The 16,337-nt window shown below is 59.5% G+C and carries 20 protein-coding genes; 12 read left to right on the top strand and 8 right to left on the bottom strand.

Going from position 1 to position 16,337, the window contains the following annotated elements; genetic code table 11:
• Positions 1-33: 33 nt before the first annotated feature.
• From ACR0LY_RS10155 to ACR0LY_RS10145, 3 genes are read right to left on the bottom strand one after another with little or no spacing between them, the layout of a single operon-like run.
• Entirely contained in the window at positions 34-609 is a 576-nt protein-coding gene (locus ACR0LY_RS10155; protein WP_170349742.1) for a MotE family protein, read from the bottom strand.
• On the bottom strand, positions 606-1,112 hold the full coding sequence (locus ACR0LY_RS10150) for a DUF6468 domain-containing protein (RefSeq protein WP_170349743.1): 507 nt from the start codon (positions 1,110-1,112) through the stop codon (positions 606-608). Before ACR0LY_RS10150 ends, ACR0LY_RS10155 begins: the two co-directional genes overlap by 4 nt.
• Positions 1,113-1,121: 9 nt before the next feature.
• Complete coding sequence (locus ACR0LY_RS10145) at positions 1,122-1,619, bottom strand: flagellar basal body-associated FliL family protein (protein ID WP_254440204.1); 498 nt, start codon at positions 1,617-1,619, stop codon at positions 1,122-1,124.
• 119 nt (positions 1,620-1,738) lie between these two features.
• Between ACR0LY_RS10145 and fliF the strand changes: the two genes are divergently transcribed.
• From fliF to fliP, 4 genes are read left to right on the top strand one after another with little or no spacing between them, the layout of a single operon-like run.
• Entirely contained in the window at positions 1,739-3,328 is a 1,590-nt protein-coding gene (gene fliF / locus ACR0LY_RS10140; protein WP_170349745.1) for a flagellar basal-body MS-ring/collar protein FliF, read from the top strand.
• Positions 3,328-3,924: a FliH/SctL family protein gene (locus tag ACR0LY_RS10135; protein WP_170349746.1), complete on the top strand. Its 597-nt coding sequence runs from the start codon at positions 3,328-3,330 to the stop codon at positions 3,922-3,924. Before fliF ends, ACR0LY_RS10135 begins: the two co-directional genes overlap by 1 nt.
• Positions 3,917-4,204 (top strand): FliM/FliN family flagellar motor switch protein, encoded by a 288-nt coding sequence (locus ACR0LY_RS10130; protein WP_170349747.1) that lies wholly within the window; start codon positions 3,917-3,919, stop codon positions 4,202-4,204. The genes ACR0LY_RS10135 and ACR0LY_RS10130 overlap by 8 nt, the downstream gene beginning before the upstream one ends.
• On the top strand, positions 4,204-4,935 hold the full coding sequence (fliP, locus tag ACR0LY_RS10125; RefSeq protein WP_170349748.1) for a flagellar type III secretion system pore protein FliP: 732 nt from the start codon (positions 4,204-4,206) through the stop codon (positions 4,933-4,935). Before ACR0LY_RS10130 ends, fliP begins: the two co-directional genes overlap by 1 nt.
• Positions 4,936-4,939: 4 nt before the next feature.
• Here fliP and ACR0LY_RS10120 read toward each other — a convergent pair whose 3' ends face one another.
• Entirely contained in the window at positions 4,940-6,391 is a 1,452-nt protein-coding gene (locus tag ACR0LY_RS10120) for a sensor histidine kinase (RefSeq protein WP_170349749.1), read from the bottom strand.
• On the bottom strand, positions 6,388-7,125 hold the full coding sequence (locus ACR0LY_RS10115; RefSeq protein WP_170349750.1) for a response regulator transcription factor: 738 nt from the start codon (positions 7,123-7,125) through the stop codon (positions 6,388-6,390). The genes ACR0LY_RS10120 and ACR0LY_RS10115 overlap by 4 nt, the downstream gene beginning before the upstream one ends.
• A gap of 219 nt (positions 7,126-7,344) precedes the next feature.
• On the opposite strand from ACR0LY_RS10115, the gene ACR0LY_RS10110 reads away from it, so the two are divergent.
• The 4 genes from ACR0LY_RS10110 to ACR0LY_RS10095 are packed head-to-tail and all read left to right on the top strand — an operon-like array spanning position 7,345 to position 11,512.
• Entirely contained in the window at positions 7,345-8,589 is a 1,245-nt protein-coding gene (locus tag ACR0LY_RS10110) for an ABC transporter substrate-binding protein (RefSeq protein WP_170349751.1), read from the top strand.
• A 57-nt stretch (positions 8,590-8,646) separates the two neighbouring features.
• Positions 8,647-9,519 carry a carbohydrate ABC transporter permease gene (locus tag ACR0LY_RS10105; RefSeq protein ID WP_170349752.1) on the top strand — a complete coding sequence of 291 codons (873 nt, stop codon included), beginning with the start codon at positions 8,647-8,649 and terminating at the stop codon, positions 9,517-9,519.
• Positions 9,512-10,411, top strand: a complete 900-nt coding sequence (locus ACR0LY_RS10100) for a carbohydrate ABC transporter permease (protein ID WP_170349753.1) — start codon at positions 9,512-9,514, stop codon at positions 10,409-10,411. The genes ACR0LY_RS10105 and ACR0LY_RS10100 overlap by 8 nt, the downstream gene beginning before the upstream one ends.
• Before the next feature lie 3 nt (positions 10,412-10,414).
• Positions 10,415-11,512, top strand: a complete 1,098-nt coding sequence (locus ACR0LY_RS10095) for an ABC transporter ATP-binding protein (protein WP_170349754.1) — start codon at positions 10,415-10,417, stop codon at positions 11,510-11,512.
• 58 nt (positions 11,513-11,570) lie between these two features.
• On the opposite strand, the gene ACR0LY_RS10090 is transcribed toward ACR0LY_RS10095, so the two are convergent.
• Both ACR0LY_RS10090 and ACR0LY_RS10085 read right to left on the bottom strand, forming a co-directional pair.
• Entirely contained in the window at positions 11,571-12,179 is a 609-nt protein-coding gene (locus ACR0LY_RS10090; protein WP_170349755.1) for an MlaC/ttg2D family ABC transporter substrate-binding protein, read from the bottom strand.
• A complete protein-coding gene (locus ACR0LY_RS10085) occupies positions 12,169-12,948 on the bottom strand; it encodes an MlaA family lipoprotein (protein ID WP_170349851.1) in 780 nt (259 codons plus the stop codon). The genes ACR0LY_RS10090 and ACR0LY_RS10085 overlap by 11 nt, the downstream gene beginning before the upstream one ends.
• A gap of 328 nt (positions 12,949-13,276) precedes the next feature.
• Here ACR0LY_RS10085 and ACR0LY_RS10080 point away from each other — a divergent pair, with 328 nt between their 5' ends.
• Genes ACR0LY_RS10080 through ACR0LY_RS10065 form a run of 4 tightly spaced genes read left to right on the top strand, consistent with a single transcriptional unit; the run spans position 13,277 to position 16,019 of the window.
• Complete coding sequence (locus tag ACR0LY_RS10080; protein WP_058282655.1) at positions 13,277-13,732, top strand: RidA family protein; 456 nt, start codon at positions 13,277-13,279, stop codon at positions 13,730-13,732.
• Positions 13,729-14,496, top strand: a complete 768-nt coding sequence (locus tag ACR0LY_RS10075) for a glycerophosphodiester phosphodiesterase family protein (RefSeq protein ID WP_170349756.1) — start codon at positions 13,729-13,731, stop codon at positions 14,494-14,496. Before ACR0LY_RS10080 ends, ACR0LY_RS10075 begins: the two co-directional genes overlap by 4 nt.
• Before the next feature lie 45 nt (positions 14,497-14,541).
• Positions 14,542-15,729, top strand: a complete 1,188-nt coding sequence (locus tag ACR0LY_RS10070) for a GNAT family N-acetyltransferase (RefSeq protein WP_170349757.1) — start codon at positions 14,542-14,544, stop codon at positions 15,727-15,729.
• On the top strand, positions 15,726-16,019 hold the full coding sequence (locus ACR0LY_RS10065; RefSeq protein WP_170349758.1) for a 4a-hydroxytetrahydrobiopterin dehydratase: 294 nt from the start codon (positions 15,726-15,728) through the stop codon (positions 16,017-16,019). The genes ACR0LY_RS10070 and ACR0LY_RS10065 overlap by 4 nt, the downstream gene beginning before the upstream one ends.
• Here the strand turns inward: ACR0LY_RS10065 and ACR0LY_RS10060 are convergent.
• Entirely contained in the window at positions 16,016-16,327 is a 312-nt protein-coding gene (locus ACR0LY_RS10060) for a hypothetical protein (protein WP_170349759.1), read from the bottom strand. The two genes, ACR0LY_RS10065 and ACR0LY_RS10060, sit on opposite strands and share 4 nt — an antisense overlap.
• Positions 16,328-16,337 lie beyond the last annotated feature (10 nt).

Genomic DNA, 16,337 nt, shown 5'->3' with positions numbered 1-16,337 from the left:
ATCTCCAGCAAAATCCTGTGCGGGGTTAGAGTTTTATTCCTGTGGGGCGGCGGCGTTGCGGCCCGCCATTATGACGCTGATGGTATAGGCGGCTTCGGGGCGCAGACCGGCCAGAACACCAGCAGCCGCATCGGGCGGCATGCGAGACAGGAATCCGGCGGCAAAGCTTGGGTCCATCGTCTCAAACAACGTTGCCGCGTCCTTGGGTTTCATGCTTTGATAGACATCCGTCAGGCGCGTCAGATCGGTCTCGGCAGCTTTTTCGGCAATGGCGAGCGTCGCGCGCAGGGCCTCTTCGGCCTCTTGCAGGGCAACCAGTCGCATCTCGATCGCCTGATCGGCGATGGCCAATGCCTTTTCCTTGTCAAGCGCTGTTGCCTCGCGCTTTTTCAGCGCTTCTTCCCGGCGCAGCAGTTCGGTCAGCAGGACCTGTGCGCCGGGCAGATCGGCCTGTGCGTGTTTGACTTTGGGGGCATAAGGTTCGGCAGTTTTTGCCAACGCTGGTCCTGCTTCCAGCCCAAGACGAATCGCGGCAGACCCGATCATCAGCAAAGAGATGACGGCCAGCACGCCACCTTTTGGGCGCCTATCGGCTTTCCGGCGGGTCATGATGCGACCTCACCCTGAGAGCGATCGTGGCGGAAGAACATCAAGCCGCCCGGCCGCTTGGCCGGTTCTGGGGCGGTCGCGTCCTTTTTTGGCTTCTCGGGCGCTTCGATCGTTTCAGCGACTTCATCTGACTCAGCCACGGCGGATTCCGCCTGTTCCTCGGGTGCGGCGCTGATATCTTCTTCGGGGTCGGTCGACTGGTCGGGTTTATCTTGCGATGGAACGACGTCGTGCATCGAAGCCATCATCAGCTCTAACCGCTGCGCCACTGATTCTGCCCGCTGCGTCAGCTCTTTCAATTCCGCACCGGACTGGTCCGAGGCTGCTCGTGCGGCACCCAGGGATTTCTTAAGCTCATCCGCCTGGGTCGACAGAACAGCAACCGCGCCGCCCACGCCTTTTTCCAGATCGGTGAAGCGTTTCAGCCGCCGGGACAGCACGAAACAATACAGACCCGCACCCAGCGCGCCGGCGACCAGCAAAATATCTGCAATCAGCTCCAATTTCGCCTCCTAGTTCAAAACGAATTCCATCACGAGAACGTCGCGCACGCGGCCTTCTCCGACGACGATTTCAATGCGGCGCAGCAGATGGCCGCGGATGCGCATCAGGGCCAGAGAATCTTCAAGGTCCGAGACTTCGACCGAGCGTAGATACCCGTTCAGGATGTCCATGATTCGGGGTTTCATCTTTTCGACATCGGCGGCGTGTTCGCTGTTCACCTCAAGCTGAGCGTGAAATTTCAGATGCCGCGAATCGCCTGCGTTCACCGACACGATCACCGCCGGCAGATCGATGAATCCCACTTGCGGCAGGGCCTTTACAGCCTTGCCCTTATCCGTTTCCTTGACGTCTTCCATTGCGGGCTTGCCAACAAAAGGAAGTAACCCGGAGGTGGTCAGGAAATAGCCACCAGCCGCCCCGGCCACGACCAGAATCACCCCTATGATCATCCCTTTTTTCCCAGATTTTTCTGGTACTTCTGCCTGTTCTGCAGTCGCGTCAGTCATGACGTCCTCATTTGTCCGTTCTGCAATCGTCATAACCCGGCAGGGACTAACCGATTGTTAAGGGCAATCGTTCAAACAAGGGATGCGCCGGGCAGAATGTCGGCGAGTCGGAGGTGATCGTGCAGCAGATCGGAACTGTCTGGGCAAGTTTGGACAGGCGTAAACAAATCATCGTCGCCGGCGCAGTAGTGCTGGTTTTTCTTGGGGTTCTTGCGATGTCGCGACTGGTCACGGCGCCGTCGATGACCTTGCTTTATGCCGGGCTGGAAAGTGGCGCGGCGGGGGATGTCGTCCGCTCGCTGGATCAGCGCGGGGTGCCTTATGAGATTCGGGGCGGCTCGATCTACGTGCCCGGATCACAGCGAGATGAGCTGCGCATGACACTCGCCAGCGAGGGGATGCCCGCCAACGGCAATCAAGGCTATGAGCTGCTGGATTCACTTAGCGGGTTTGGCACCACCTCGCAGATGTTCGATGCCGCCTATTGGCGCGCAAAAGAAGGTGAGCTGGCCCGAACCATCGTTGGCAGCCCTCATGTCAGCCAGGCACGGGTTCATATTGCCAACGGATCGAACAACCCGTTTCAGCGCAGCGTGGCGCCGACGGCCTCGGTCTATCTGGTGCCGTCAGGGGCGCAGATCACATCCGATCAGGCCAACGCGATCCGGTTTCTTGTGGCGTCTGCCGTCAGTGGTCTGGCGCCTGAGAATGTCACCGTGGTCGATTCGAACGGGGCGGTGATCGGCGCGCAGGAGACCGCAGTCGCTGCGGATACGGCAGATGACAAGGCGCGCCAGTTGCGCGAGCGTGTGATGCGATTGGTCGAGGCGCGCGTCGGCACGGGCAATGCTGTGGTTGAGGTCAGCGTCGACACCGTGACCAAGACCGAATCCATCCGCGAACGCCGTTTTGACCCCAATGGCCGCGTTGCCATCAGCACTGATGTCGAGGAACGCTCGGACAGCGCCCGCAATCAATCCGCCGATGTCACCGTGGCGTCGAACCTGCCGGATGGCGATGGCGCGGGTGGGGACGAATCGAATTCGAACGCGACGCTGACGCGGGAACGGGTGAATTACGAGGTCTCGGAAACTGAATTGGAAGTCCACAATGCCCCCGGTGCGATCAAGCGTCTGACGGTTGCGGTTCTGGTCAACGGCACACGGTCCGTGGATGCGACCGGAGTCGAGACATTTGAGCCGATGCCCGAAACCGAGATGGAGGCCTTGAAGGAGCTTGTGGCCTCGGCCGTGGGGTTCGACGCCGAACGCGGGGACGTCATCACCCTGAAATCGCTGGACCTGCCGGTGGTAGAGCCGCAGGGCACATTGGCAGCGGCCTCGATCTGGCAAAAGGTTCATTTCGACGCGATGTCGCTGATCCAGATGGCAGTGTTGGCGATTGTCTCGCTGGTGCTTGGGCTCTTCGTGATCCGTCCGATCCTGACTCAACCGGCGATGGCCCCGGCCTTGCTGCCCGCCGGGGCACCTCCTGAGCCCGAGGCCATTCTGACCGGCGAGATAGCGACTGACGAAAACGGACAATTTAGCGCGCTGCCGGGCCAGACTGCCGCTAGCGACGTCCCGGCGCTGGCCGCGCAGGCGGGCGCTGATCCGGTCGACCGGTTGCGGGCTATGATCGGCGATAAACAGGAAGAGACCGTCGAGATCCTGCGCAGCTGGCTTGAAGAAGGTGAGGAGCGTGTCTGATGTCGATTGCTCATCTTCTTGAGGATTTCACGCTGCAAGCCGGGGGTGGCAAGCTGCACCTGCTGGACGAGGACGCGCTGGAGGAACAGCGGCTGGCAGCGTTCGAGCAAGGCTATAGCGCCGGTTGGGAAGACGCGCTTCAGGCGCAAGAACAAAGCCGAGGTCAGGTCTCGGACGGGCTGGCCAGATCGTTGGAGGATATGTCCTTTACTTATCATGAGGCTGTCACCCGCATGACATTGTCGCTGGACCCGATGTTCCAAAGCCTGGTGGACACTGTCCTGCCCGAAACGCTGGATCGCGGTTTTGCTGTCCGGTTGGCCGAACAGCTGACCGAAATGGCGCGGGAACAGATTGGCCAGCCGATGCAAATCTTCGTGCCCAAGGGCCGCGCGGCTGGGGTAGAGGCCCTGCTGCCGCAGGAACTGTCCTCACCCACTCGCGTGATCGAAGACCCCTCGTTAGAGCCAGGACAGGCCCGGTTGCAGGTCGGTACAACCCAGCGTGAGGTGGATTGCAGCGGTCTGCTCGCCGCGGTCGCGGGGGCATTTGACGCATATGTATTTGAGGCAAAAGAGGCAGTGAACCATGAATGATCCCCAAACTCCGAAACCCGAAAAAGCCAATCCGTTCGAGGCGGTTCCGATTGAGGTTACGGTTTCGGTCGGGCGTGCGCGCCCGCTGATCCGCGACCTGCTGAACATGGGTGAGAACGCCGTGCTGACGCTGGACAAGCGGATCGAGGACCCGGTCGACCTGTATGTCGGAGACCAACTGGTCGCCCGCGGCCTGCTGGAAGAGATGGAGGGCGATCAGGCCGGGCAGCTTGCTGTGCGCCTGACAGAGATTGCTGATTTGCAGCACGGGATCGGTTGATGCGGCTTCTGCTTTGGTTGGTTGTTGCGCTGGCGACGCTGTCCCCGTCTCTGGCTGCGGCGCAAGAGCTGTCGCTGTCATTGGGCGAGGGGGGGTCGATCTCGGCGCGGACCATCCAGCTGATCCTTTTGATCACGATCCTCAGCCTGGCACCTGGGCTGGCGATCATGGTCACCTGTTTTCCGTTTCTGATCACCGTTCTGGCCATTCTGCGTCAAGGGATCGGATTGCAGCAATCGCCACCGAACATGCTGATCGTCAGCCTGGCGATGTTCCTGACTTATTTCATCATGGAGCCCGTATTTTCCGAGGCCTGGGCCACCGGTATTCGACCGATGGTCGCAGAAACCATGGCGGTCGAACCCGCGTTGCAGATTGCCATTCAGCCCTTCCGAGCCTTTATGACCGCACGGCTGGACCCGGATACGTTTCACGCGATGGCGGCCTTGCGACCTGGCGGTGACGCTATCGCCCTGACGCCCGAGGCGCCGCTGTCGATCCTGATGCCGTCCTTCATGCTGTCCGAGATTGCACGCGCCTTTCAGATCGGCTTTCTGATTTTCCTGCCATTTCTGATCATTGATCTGGTTGTGGCGGCGGTGCTGATGTCGATGGGAATGATGATGGTGCCGCCTGCGACGGTATCGCTGCCATTCAAGCTGGCGTTTTTTGTTATTGCGGATGGATGGTCTCTGATCGCTGGGGCGTTGGTGCGCAGCTATATGACATGAGAAATCACTGCCGGGTGATTTGCAACCGCGCACGCAAGCCCTGATCCCCGGCCTCGAAGCTGAGGGTGCCCCCATGCTGTTCGGCAATTGTGGCCACAATAGTCAGGCCCAGACCGAACCCGTCTGAGGATCCGATGTTCGATCCGCGCCGGAACGGTGCCATCAGGTTTTCGATATCCGTGACGGATAAATCCGCACCCTTGTCCTCGACCGTGATGGTCGCGGTGCGGGCGTCGGTTTCCAGCTGCACCTCGGCATGGCGGCCGTATTTCAGGGCGTTGTCGATCAGATTTGTTAACGCCCGTTTCAGAGAAATTGGCCGCCCCATCACCAGCATCCGCCGTGTCTCGGGCAAGGATCCATGCCCGCGTCGGGACATGAAGACCGATGGCGCGCCTTCGACTGCGACCGGGGCGATTTTCTTCAGGGTTACCGGCAGGTCCATGTCCTGATAATCAGCGACCACAGACTCGACCAGTGCGGTCAGGGAAATCTGACGGGGGTCTTCAACGCTGAGTTCCGAGCGTGTGTAAGTCAGCACGCTTTCGATCATGCCCGTCATCTGATCCACATCGGCCTCAAGCTTTTCGCGCAGTTCGTCATCGGCGATCAGGGCCGCGCGCAGGCGAACACGCGTGGCAGGGGTGCCAAGATCGTGACTGACACCAGACAGAACGGTAGCGCGTTTTTCAAGCTGCATGCGCTCGGCATCCAGATGGTCGTTCACGGCTGACACGATGTCGCGCAGTTCCGCCGGGCCGTCGGCATCATAGCTGCTCGGCCCGCCCCGGCGCTTGCGGCCGCGCAGGGCGTTGGAAAACCGGGTGAAACTGTCCGAGACATTGCCGATCGATGTCAGGATGACCGCCAAAGCCACGATGGCGGCCAGAATGGCGGGCAGGCGCAGGTCGGCAGGGGCGGCCTTGCAACCCCAGATATCGGTGCCGTCCACCTGCTGCCAGCCCCTGTGTCCGAACCGGGCGACCAGGATTGGCTCACTGCAATAGGTGGCCAGAAGGCGGGTCAGATTGCCCATCTTCTCGGCCCCGGTCTGGTCAACGCGGGACAGAAGATCAGACACCGGATAAACCAGCCGGTCGGACATCACCGCCAGCGTCAGTTCGCGCCCGGCCAGGGGGGCGGTGTTGTCGGTCAGGATCGACAGGTTGGTGACAAAGCTGCGATCCGACAGGCCGGGCAGTTGCTCGAACCGCCCGGCATCGGCCAACTGCGCAGCTTCGGGGGACAAGGGGGTGATCGTGATCCCCGGCGGGGGGATTTTGCTGACCCGAAGCTCTTCATAGACGGAAAACCCTGCGACATAGGCGCGGGTTAGAAAGTTGTCCCAGGCGCGGGCCGAAGAAAACCACAGCCCGGCGGAGAGTAGCCCCGAGGCAAAGGCGGCCCCTGTCCAGATCCAGCCCAGGCTGCGCAGGCGCGGGGCGTGTGTGGTCATGCGTCCTCTTCCACCGACACTTCGGCCGCAAAGACATAGCCGACCCCGCGTTCGGTACGCAGCATCTGCGGGTCTTTCGGGTTGACCTCGATTTTCGAACGCAACCGACCAACCAGCATGTCGATGGCGCGACCCTGCGCCTCGGGTTTGTCGGCGCTGCCGGTGACGTCCAGCGCAGCGGCGATTTCATCCCGGGTCAGGGGGATATGCGGGTTGGCCAGCAAAACCTTGAGCAGCGCAGTTTCCCGTTGCGACAGAGGAACCAGGTAGCCTTCCGGTGAATGCACCTCATCCCGTTTGCCGTCATAGGCCCAGTCGTTGAACCGAAAGCGGTGTGTGCGGCGGCGATAGGCCAGCGACGGCGTACGCCGGGCGCGTTGCATCACCGCACGAACCCGCGCCAGCATCAGCTGCGGGTTGAAAGGCTTGGCGATATAGTCGTCGGCCCCGACCTCGTACCCCGCCATGCGCTGATGGTCGGCTGACAGGGCCGAAACCAGAATGATCGGCACATCCTGTTCAGCCCGCAGGCGGGCGCAGATTTCGACTCCGTTCTCATCCCCAAGCATCACATCCAGCAGGATCAGGTCGATCCGTCCCGCTGTCAGATGGTTGCGGATTTCAGCCTCGGAACTGGCGGGCAGGGCGACGAACCCGTTCTGATGCAGGAATTGGGTCATCATCGACCGCATTTCAGGGTCGTCATCCACCACCAAAAGTCGCGGAATGCTCACGCGGTTTGTCCTCCCAGTTTCTGCTCCTCCGACATCATCCATTGTAACGAACGGAAACAGATTCAATGTCAACGTAACACGCTGTAACAAAAGCAGTGAATTTTTGGGTGGTTGCCGGGCTTTGGCGCGGATTCAGCGTTGCCAGATGACGAACTGGTCTCAGAATAACGGGCATCGCTGCATCAGCAGTCACTAAGTTCTCTAGGGAGGAGACAGACAATGAAGCATTTTGCATTCGCCACCGTTTCGACATTGGCCGTTGTGGCCGGGTCGTCGGTTCTGGCCGAGCCGCAGGCCGAGGTTCTGCATTGGTGGACGTCGGGTGGTGAGGCCAAGTCGGTCGCCGTACTGCAGGAAGAGTTCGCGTCGAATGGCGGAACCTGGACCGATATGCCGGTTGCAGGTGGTGGCGGTGACGCGGCCATGACCGCGTTGCGTGCCCGGGTGCTGGCCGGAAACGCGCCGACCGCAGTTCAGCTGAAAGGCCCCGCAATTCAGGAATGGTACGAAGAGGGCGTTCTGGCCGATATCTCATCCGTGGCCGACGCCGAAGGCTGGGCGGATGTGCTGCCCGCATCCATCGCAGGTCACATGAAGTGCGAGGGCACATGGTGCGCCGCACCAGTGAACGTACATCGCGTAGACTGGATCTGGGCCAATGCTGATGTTCTGGCCGCAAATGGCATCGAAATGCCGACCACCTGGGACGAGTTCAACGCTGCTGCTGATAAGCTGCAGGCTGCCGGTGTGATCCCGCTGGCCCATGGTGGTCAGTCATGGCAGGACGCGACCGTCTTTGAAACTGTGGTTCTGGGTATCGGCGGGCCCGAGTTCTTCCAGAAAGCGCTGGTCGATCTGGACCCCGAGGCGCTGACCTCGGACACGATGGTTCAGGTCTTTGATCAGATGCGTACCCTGCGCGGCTATGTCGACGAGAACTTCTCGGGCCGCGACTGGAACCTTGCAACAGCGATGGTCATGAACGGCGAAGCAGCCTTCCAGATCATGGGTGACTGGGCCAAGGGTGAGTTCCTGGCGGCCGGCAAGAAGCCCGGTGAAGATTTCCTGTGCGCCTCGACCCCCGGCGACGGCTATCTGTACAACGTTGACAGCTTTGCCATGTTCGACGTGGACGGAGATGACAAGAAAGCCGGTCAAGACCTGTTGGCCAAGCTGATCGTGGCGCCGAACTTCCAGAAGGTGTTCAATCTGAACAAAGGCTCGATCCCTGCCCGCACCGACGTCGCGCTGGATGATTTTGACATCTGCGCCAACCTGTCGGCTGAAGACATGGGCTCGACCTCGGACGCTGGGTCGCTGTTGCCGTCCTATGCCCATGGCATGGCGCTGCGCGGGTCGCAGTCCGGTGCGATCACCGACGTTGTGACCGCGCATTTTAACTCGGATATGTCCTCGGCTGACGCGGTTCAGCAACTGGCGGACGCGGTGGCGAACAGCTACTGATCCAATACGCTCTGCCCCCTATAATGCGGGGCAGAGCATCTTTCCCCGGAGGCTAAAATGTCCGAATGGCTGGAAAACCACCTGCCCAAGGTGGTGCTGGCACCGTCGTTCATCGCCGTATTGATCTTTGTTTACGGATTTATCGGATGGACCGCATGGGTGTCGCTGACACGATCTAAACTACTGCCGAAATATGAGATCAACGGGTTCATCCAATATGAGCGCCTGTTTGATTCACCCCGCTGGGATACGGCAATCAACAACCTTTACATCTTCGGTGCTCTGTTCATCGTGATCGCGATGGTACTGGGTCTGCTGCTGGCCATCCTGCTGGATCAGAAGATCCGCGTCGAAGGAGCCATCCGCACAATTTACCTGTACCCGATGGCACTGTCGATGATTGTGACCGGTACCGCGTGGAAATGGATACTGAACCCGGGTCTGGGTATTGAATCCATGGTGCAGGGCTGGGGTTTCCCGAATTTCGAGTTCGATTGGCTGGTGAACCCGGATTACGCGATCTACACCATCGTAATCGCCGCAATCTGGCAGAGCTCGGGCTTTGTTATGGCGCTGTTCCTCGCCGGTCTGCGTTCGGTGGATGGCGAAATCATCAAGGCCGCGCAGGTCGATGGTATCCCCACGTGGCGCATCTATACGGCGATCATCATCCCGTCGATGGCCCCGATCTTCCTGTCTGCCTTCATCGTGCTGGCCCACCTTGCGATCAAAAGCTTTGACCTTGTCATCGCCCTGACGGGTGGCGGTCCGGGCTACGCGACCGATCTGCCAGCCACCTACATGTATGCCATGGCGTTTTCGCGCGGCGATATCGGTCAGGCGGCCTCTTCCGCGATGATCATGATGCTGGTCGTCTTTGCCATCGTGGTTCCCTATCTTTACTCAGAGCTGAGGGCTAAAAATGACTGATCTGTCGATGCCCCAAACCCAAACCCGCACGCAAAGCGCAACCGGCAAAATTGCCTTGCGCTGGTTGCTGTATGTCCTGCTGGGCCTGTTCGCGCTGTATTACCTGATGCCGCTTTTCGTGATGTTGACCACGTCGCTTAAAAGCCTTGAGGAAATTCGCACAGGCAGCCTGATCTCGCTGCCGCGTGAGGTCAGCTTTGACGCCTGGAAAACCGCGTGGTCCGGGGCTTGCACCGGTATCCAGTGTGAAGGGCTGCGGCCTTACTTCTGGAACTCGGTCCTGATCGCGGTGCCTGCGGTGGCCCTTTCGACCCTGCTGGGCGCGCTGAATGGCTATGTCGTGGCGCAATGGCGGTTCAAAGGCGCTAATATCATCTTCTCGCTGATGCTGTTTGGTTGCTTCATCCCGTTTCAGGTTGTGCTGCTGCCGATGGCGCGGCTGCTGGGCATGATGGGGATCGCCGGGACCATTCCGGGTCTGATCTTCGTCCACGTGATCTATGGCCTCGGTTTCACCACACTGTTTTTCCGCAATTACTATGTCACCATTCCGGCCGAGCTGACCAAGGCGGCACGGGTCGATGGGGCCGGATTCCTGCGGATATTCTGGTCGATCTTCCTGCCGCTGTCGCTGCCCATCATCGTGGTGACCGTGATCTGGCAGTTCACGCAGATCTGGAACGACTTCCTGTTCGGCGTGTCGTTCAGCCAGGCGGGAACGCAGCCCGTGACCGTGGCGCTCAACAACATCGTAAACTCCACCACCGGCGTCAAAGAGTACAACGTCGACATGGCCGCCGCGATCATCGCGGGGCTACCGACGCTGCTCGTTTATGTCGTCGCCGGTAAGTATTTCATCCGCGGTCTGACCGCTGGCTCAGTGAAGGGATAACCCATGGCTCCCATCCTCGATATCAACAATCTGTACAAGAATTACGGCGCAACCGAGGTTCTGAAGGACATCAACATTTCGATCGAACCGGGTGATTTCCTGGTGTTGGTCGGCCCCTCGGGTTGCGGCAAGTCCACCCTGCTGAACTGTATTGCGGGGCTGGAGGAAATTACCGGCGGCACGCTGTCCATCGGGGGCAAGGACATGACCCATGTCAGCCCCAAGGATCGCGACATCGCGATGGTGTTCCAGTCCTACGCCCTGTACCCGACAATGTCCGTGGCCAAGAACATCACCTTTGGCATGAAGGTACGCGGGGTCGATCAGGCGACGCAGGAGGCCAAGCTGAACGAGGTTGCCTCGTTGCTGCAGATCGAGCCGCTGCTGAACCGCCGCCCCAGCCAATTGTCAGGCGGTCAGCGTCAGCGGGTGGCGATGGGCCGGGCACTGGTGCGCGATCCCAAACTGTTTCTGTTTGACGAGCCGCTGTCGAACCTTGACGCGAAGCTGCGGGTCGAGATGCGAACCGAGATCAAGAAACTGCATCAGACGCTGGATGCCTCGATCGTCTACGTGACCCATGACCAGATCGAGGCGATGACGCTGGCGACCAAGATCGTGGTTCTCAAAGGTGGAATCGTGCAGCAGATCGGCAGCCCGGCTGAAATCTACAACAACCCGGCCAACCTGTTTGTGGCTGATTTCATGGGCTCACCGGCGATGAACCTGATCCCGGCGCAAGCGTCCAAGACCGGCCCGGGCACGCAGATCGCCATTGCACGTGAAACGGGCGAGACACTGGTTCTGAACGATGCCCGCGATCTGTCACTGCCCGAGGATGTGATTCTGGGCCTGCGCCCCGAAGACATTGCCGAGGCCGGGTTCCGTGCCGGTGATGGTGTGCAAGAGGCCTCCTGTATGGTCGACATGGTCGAACCGGCGGGGGCTGATACTTATGTGGTCTCGGAACTGGGCGGCAAACAGGTCACTGCGCGGCTGCACGCGGAAACCAGTGCGCAGGCGGGCAAGATGTTGAACCTGGCCTTTGACATGAGCAAGGTGTCCTATTTCGCCAAGGAAACTGGCGAACGCCTGAACTAAAACCAAAAAAGCGCCGCGCGAAACCAATCGCGCGGCGCTTTTTCATTTGTGAACCGGATCAGCTGAGCTTGTTTCGGCTCATATCCTTGATCAGGCGGTTCAGATCGCCCCCACGCGCATCCAGCATGGCGCCGACCTCGGTCCGTTCGGTCAGCAGCATGTTCACCCCTTCGATGAACATGTTGAAGAACTTGTCGCGGCCCGATTTGTCCGACACCAGGAATGTCACCTCAAACGGGGAAGACCCCTGCAACTTGACCGAGGTGCGCACCTCGTAGCCCGCCTTGATTTTGCGGGCATTGCGAACTGTGACTTGGCCACCAATGAACTCGCGGAAGCGGCGGCCATATTTGTTGGAAATATAGCCCTGAAACGCTTTGGTGAATTGCTTGATCTGCGAGGGGCTTGCTGAGCGGCCATCTGCCCCCAGCACATAGCGCGCCATGATCGGCACATCGGCATATTGCACGAAGATCTTTTCAAAATCGCGGATCATCGCCTTTTCGGATTTGCCCGAGGCGATCACGCGGTTGATATCGTCCACGACACTGACAACCAGTGCCTTGGCGCTGGCTTCGGTCTGGGCAAAGGCGGGCAGGGCGGTCAGCATCGCACTGGCCAGGCCAGTGGCGATAAAACCGCGTCGGTTCAGATGGTTATTCGGCATAGGGGTCCTCGTAGGGGTCTAGGTAGGGGTCCCTGACTGGGTCAGTCCCGATATCTGCATAAGGGTCATCATACAAACCCAGATAGGCGTCCTCATCGTCGCGTGCCAGTTCAAAGCGGCGGTTTTGGATGTAAATTGTCTGTGCCTGCGCATAGCTGTCGGCGCTTTCATACAGGATTGAATCCACCGTATCCGAGAACCGGCCCCGATCACCCATGCGGCGGACGACCTCGGCATATACGCCGATATTGTCCACCGGACGGACCGGTGTGAAATTGATCGGATTCGAGAATAGATTGACCACAACACCAATCGCATCCCGTTGGGTTGACGGGCCATAGAAAGGCAGCTCGACATAAGCGCCCTCGCCAACGCCCCAAACATGCAGGGTCTCGCCGAAATCTGTATCCACCGGCGGCAGGTTCAACTCGGCAGCGGGGTCAGACAGGCCCAAGCCGCCCACAGTGGTATTGACCACAAAGCGCAGCAAAGCGTTGCCGGATTGTTTGACATTGCCTTGCAACAGGTAGTCCAGCGCCTGCCCGGGCATCGTCAGGTTTTCAGCGAAATGGTTAAAGCTTGTCACCATCGGATCGGGTACGATCTTGACATAGCCTTTCGAGGCCGGACGGAACAGAAACCGGTCAACGCCCAAGTTGAATTTGTGAATGCCCCGGTTGGTGTTCTCATAGGGATCGAACACCTCATTCGACGGGGTCCCCTCCGGCGGTCGCGTGGCGCAGGCGCTAAGGAATGCCATCACGGACATGACGATAAGGTGCTTCAGGCGGGGTCTGCTCAACACGGTCTTTGCCACTCCTAAACGTTCGGGTTCCACACGCCCGAACTGTCAATCAATACTGCCCGTGGCCACATAGCATGGCCCAATCCGATGTCACATATACGTTTCGCAACCAGTATGAAACAAAAAGCGTTTAACCTGTGCGACGTACTTACGTAAAGTGGTACAGGTTCAACTGTTCGGCATAGGAAGAGTTACGCTGACCGCTCTGGGTCGTCTATCCCCGTTTTCGTACTTTCCGATCCCGGTCTTCCCGGTTAGCTTCGCCCCGACTCAAAGATTGGGAGGAAACTTCATGAGCATCGCAGCAAAACTGGAAAGCCTGGGCGTCAACCTGCCGGACGCGCCTGCGCCGGCGGCGAACTATGTACCCTTCGTTCGGGTGGGCAACATCGTCTATGTCTCGGGCCAGATTTCCAAGGATGACGATCTGATCACCGGCAAGCTGGGCGATGACATGGAAATCGAAGCCGGTGCCGCGGCGGCAAAGGTTTGCGCCATCAATCTGCTGGCGCAGGTCAAGGCAGCCTGTGGCGGTGACATCGACAAGCTGGTGAAAGTGATCAAGCTGACCGGTTTCGTGAACTCGACCGCCGATTTCACAGCACAGCCCCAGGTGATCAACGGAGCGTCGGATTTCCTGGTCGAGGCGCTGGGCGAGGCTGGCCGTCATTCCCGCTCGGCCGTCAGCGCCGCGGCACTGCCGCTGGGCGTGGCCGTCGAAATCGAAGGTATTTTCGAGGTTCAATGACACCGACCTTGCCGTCAGTTTTCCTGCAGGCCCCGATTGCGCATCGGGCGCTGCATGACCTTTCGGATAACCGCCCGGAAAACAGCCGGGCGGCCATCCGTGCGGCTGTCGAGGCCGGGTACGGGATCGAGATTGATTTGCAGCGAACCTCGGACAGCCGGGCAATAGTGTTTCATGATTACGACATGACACGCCTGACCGGGCAGCCCGGCCCTATTCAGCAGGTGACGGCGACACAGGCGCAGGCGACGCAGCTGCTGCATGCTGATGATGGTATTCCGACGCTGGACGACGTGCTTGCACAGGTGGACGGCAAGGTTCCCTTGCTGATCGAGTTCAAGGATCAGGACGGCGCGATGGGTCCCAATGTCGGATCACTTGAGGCCGACGCGGTACGGGCCTTGCAGGGTTATGACGGGCCAGTGGCCTTGATGTCTTTCAATCCCAACAGCGTGGCCGAACTGGCGCGTCTTGCCCCCCATCTGCCGCGCGGGTTGGTGACTTGTTCTTACCAGCCCAAGGTCGAGCTGTTGCCGCAGAAGGTCTGCGATCACCTGCGCGACATACCCGATTTTGACAGGGTCGGTGCCAGCTTTATCAGCCATGAGGTCGCCGATCTGTCCCGCCCCCGCGTGGCCGAATTGAAAGCGCGCGGCGTGCCGGTTCTGTGTTGGACCGTACGCTCGGCCGAGCAAGAGGCTCAGGCCCGAAGGGTTGCCGATAACGTGACCTTCGAAGGGTATTTGGCGCCACATCCGGGTTGAACCTGCCCCTCGGTGTCACAGATAAAGATCAGACGCGGAGGGCACATGGATCAGGCGCAAATCGAAGTTCAGGTTCTGAGATCGCTTTCGCAGATTTCTGCGACCGAATGGGATGCCTGCGCCTGCCCCGAGGCCGCCGATGGCGGGCGGCCGCTTGATCCCTTTACCACGCATCGATTCCTGCTGGCGCTGGAAAACAGCGGTTCGGTTGGGGCGGGCACTGGCTGGCAGCCTCAATACCTGACCGCATATCTGGATGGGATGCTGATCGCGGCCGCGCCGATGTATGCCAAATCGCACAGTCAAGGCGAATACATCTTCGACCACAGCTGGGCCCATGCTTATGAAAACGCAGGCGGGCGGTATTACCCCAAACTGCAGATCGCGGTACCGTTCACTCCGGCCACCGGGCGGCGGTTTCTGGTGCGACCGGGGTACGAGGTTCCGGGTATGTCGGCCCTGGTGCAAGGAGCCGTGCAGATTGCAGCCGATAACCGGGTGTCTTCGGTCCACGCCACGTTCTGCACCGAGGACGAAGCGCTGGCGGGCGAACAGATGGGTCTGTTGCTGCGTCAATCACAGCAGTTTCACTGGCTTAACGACCAATATGCGGATTTTGATGGGTTTCTGGCCGCGCTGTCCTCGCGCAAGCGCAAGAATATCCGTAAGGAACGCGCGCAGGCCTGCGAATTTGGCGGAGAAATTCACACCTATTCCGGTGATGATCTACGCCCTGAACATTGGGATGCCTTCTGGCGGTTCTATCAGGATACCGGCGCGCGGAAGTGGGGATCGCCTTACCTGACGCGACAATTCTTTGATATCGCTCAGGAAACCATGGCGGATGATATGGCGTTGGTTCTGGCGGAACGCAATGGCTATCCGATTGCCGGGGCACTGAATTTCATTGGACGCGAAACGCTTTATGGCCGCTATTGGGGCTGCGTCGAACATCACCCCTGCCTGCATTTTGAATTGTGCTACTATAGGGCGATCGACTTTGCCATTGCCGAAGGATTGGCCCGTGTTGAGGCCGGCGCGCAAGGCGAACACAAGCTGGCGCGGGGCTATATGCCTATGCGCACGCATAGCTTGCATTGGGTCGCCGACCCCGGCTTTGCCGATGCGATCAAGAAATATCTGGACGCCGAGGCCCACGCAGTGGGACAAGAGATTGAGATTCTGACGGAATACGGCCCGTTCAGGAAATCGAACCCGGAGGAACAGCAATGACCGAACTACTGTCGCCCGAGACCCGCGGACCGCTTCTGGACCCGCTGTTCAACAACGGCTGGACCATGGTCGAAGACCGGGATGCGATCACCAAGACCTTTATCTTCGAAGATTTCGTGCATGCCTTTGGCTGGATGACGCAGGTGGCGATTTTTGCCGAAAAGTGGAATCACCACCCCGAATGGTCCAACGTCTACCGCACAGTCGAGGTGACGCTGGCCACCCATGATGTCGGTGGCATTTCGGCGCTGGATGCAAAGCTGGCGCGCAAGATGGACAGCCTGGTTTAGCCTCTGTCGCTCCGCGAGCCTTCTCCGCCGGCCAGGGATGCAGCAATACCCAATTGCCGGAACTCATCAGGTGTCACGGTTCCGTCGCTGACGTTGATATTGCCAGGAATTTGCGTCGTCCGATTGCCGATTTGGCGCACACTGCGGGCTGCCGGATTAATATCCAGACATTTGGTGTTATAGCAGGTCAGCCCGGAAGTGTTGATCTGGATAAATGTCTGCCCGTCCGGTCCGTTCACAACCGGCGCCTGCGGTACATCGCAGGCCGCCACCAGTAAAAGCGCACCCAAACGGATCCATTTGTTCATCGTGCGCTCC

The organism is Ruegeria sp. BC5, assembly GCF_056539205.1.
The sequence above is the reverse complement of the archived record's forward strand: the minus strand, read 5'-3'. Positions and strand labels throughout refer to the sequence as shown.

What these genes read in the sequence shown, in the direction of transcription:
- ACR0LY_RS10100 (WP_170349753.1), top strand. Translation starts at nt 9,512, where the DNA reads ATGACTGATCTGTCGATGCCCCAAACCCAAACCCGCACGCAAAGCGCA.
- ACR0LY_RS10095 (WP_170349754.1), top strand. Translation starts at nt 10,415, where the DNA reads ATGGCTCCCATCCTCGATATCAACAATCTGTACAAGAATTACGGCGCA.
- fliP (WP_170349748.1), top strand. Translation starts at nt 4,204, where the DNA reads ATGCGGCTTCTGCTTTGGTTGGTTGTTGCGCTGGCGACGCTGTCCCCG.
- ACR0LY_RS10130 (WP_170349747.1), top strand. Translation starts at nt 3,917, where the DNA reads ATGAATGATCCCCAAACTCCGAAACCCGAAAAAGCCAATCCGTTCGAG.
- ACR0LY_RS10065 (WP_170349758.1), top strand. Translation starts at nt 15,726, where the DNA reads ATGACCGAACTACTGTCGCCCGAGACCCGCGGACCGCTTCTGGACCCG.
- ACR0LY_RS10075 (WP_170349756.1), top strand. Translation starts at nt 13,729, where the DNA reads ATGACACCGACCTTGCCGTCAGTTTTCCTGCAGGCCCCGATTGCGCAT.
- ACR0LY_RS10060 (WP_170349759.1), bottom strand. Translation starts at nt 16,327, where the DNA reads ATGAACAAATGGATCCGTTTGGGTGCGCTTTTACTGGTGGCGGCCTGC.
- ACR0LY_RS10120 (WP_170349749.1), bottom strand. Translation starts at nt 6,391, where the DNA reads ATGACCACACACGCCCCGCGCCTGCGCAGCCTGGGCTGGATCTGGACA.
- ACR0LY_RS10110 (WP_170349751.1), top strand. Translation starts at nt 7,345, where the DNA reads ATGAAGCATTTTGCATTCGCCACCGTTTCGACATTGGCCGTTGTGGCC.
- ACR0LY_RS10135 (WP_170349746.1), top strand. Translation starts at nt 3,328, where the DNA reads ATGTCGATTGCTCATCTTCTTGAGGATTTCACGCTGCAAGCCGGGGGT.
- ACR0LY_RS10070 (WP_170349757.1), top strand. Translation starts at nt 14,542, where the DNA reads ATGGATCAGGCGCAAATCGAAGTTCAGGTTCTGAGATCGCTTTCGCAG.
- ACR0LY_RS10085 (WP_170349851.1), bottom strand. Translation starts at nt 12,948, where the DNA reads ATGTCCGTGATGGCATTCCTTAGCGCCTGCGCCACGCGACCGCCGGAG.
- ACR0LY_RS10105 (WP_170349752.1), top strand. Translation starts at nt 8,647, where the DNA reads ATGTCCGAATGGCTGGAAAACCACCTGCCCAAGGTGGTGCTGGCACCG.
- ACR0LY_RS10155 (WP_170349742.1), bottom strand. Translation starts at nt 609, where the DNA reads ATGACCCGCCGGAAAGCCGATAGGCGCCCAAAAGGTGGCGTGCTGGCC.
- ACR0LY_RS10090 (WP_170349755.1), bottom strand. Translation starts at nt 12,179, where the DNA reads ATGCCGAATAACCATCTGAACCGACGCGGTTTTATCGCCACTGGCCTG.
- ACR0LY_RS10145 (WP_254440204.1), bottom strand. Translation starts at nt 1,619, where the DNA reads ATGACTGACGCGACTGCAGAACAGGCAGAAGTACCAGAAAAATCTGGG.
- ACR0LY_RS10080 (WP_058282655.1), top strand. Translation starts at nt 13,277, where the DNA reads ATGAGCATCGCAGCAAAACTGGAAAGCCTGGGCGTCAACCTGCCGGAC.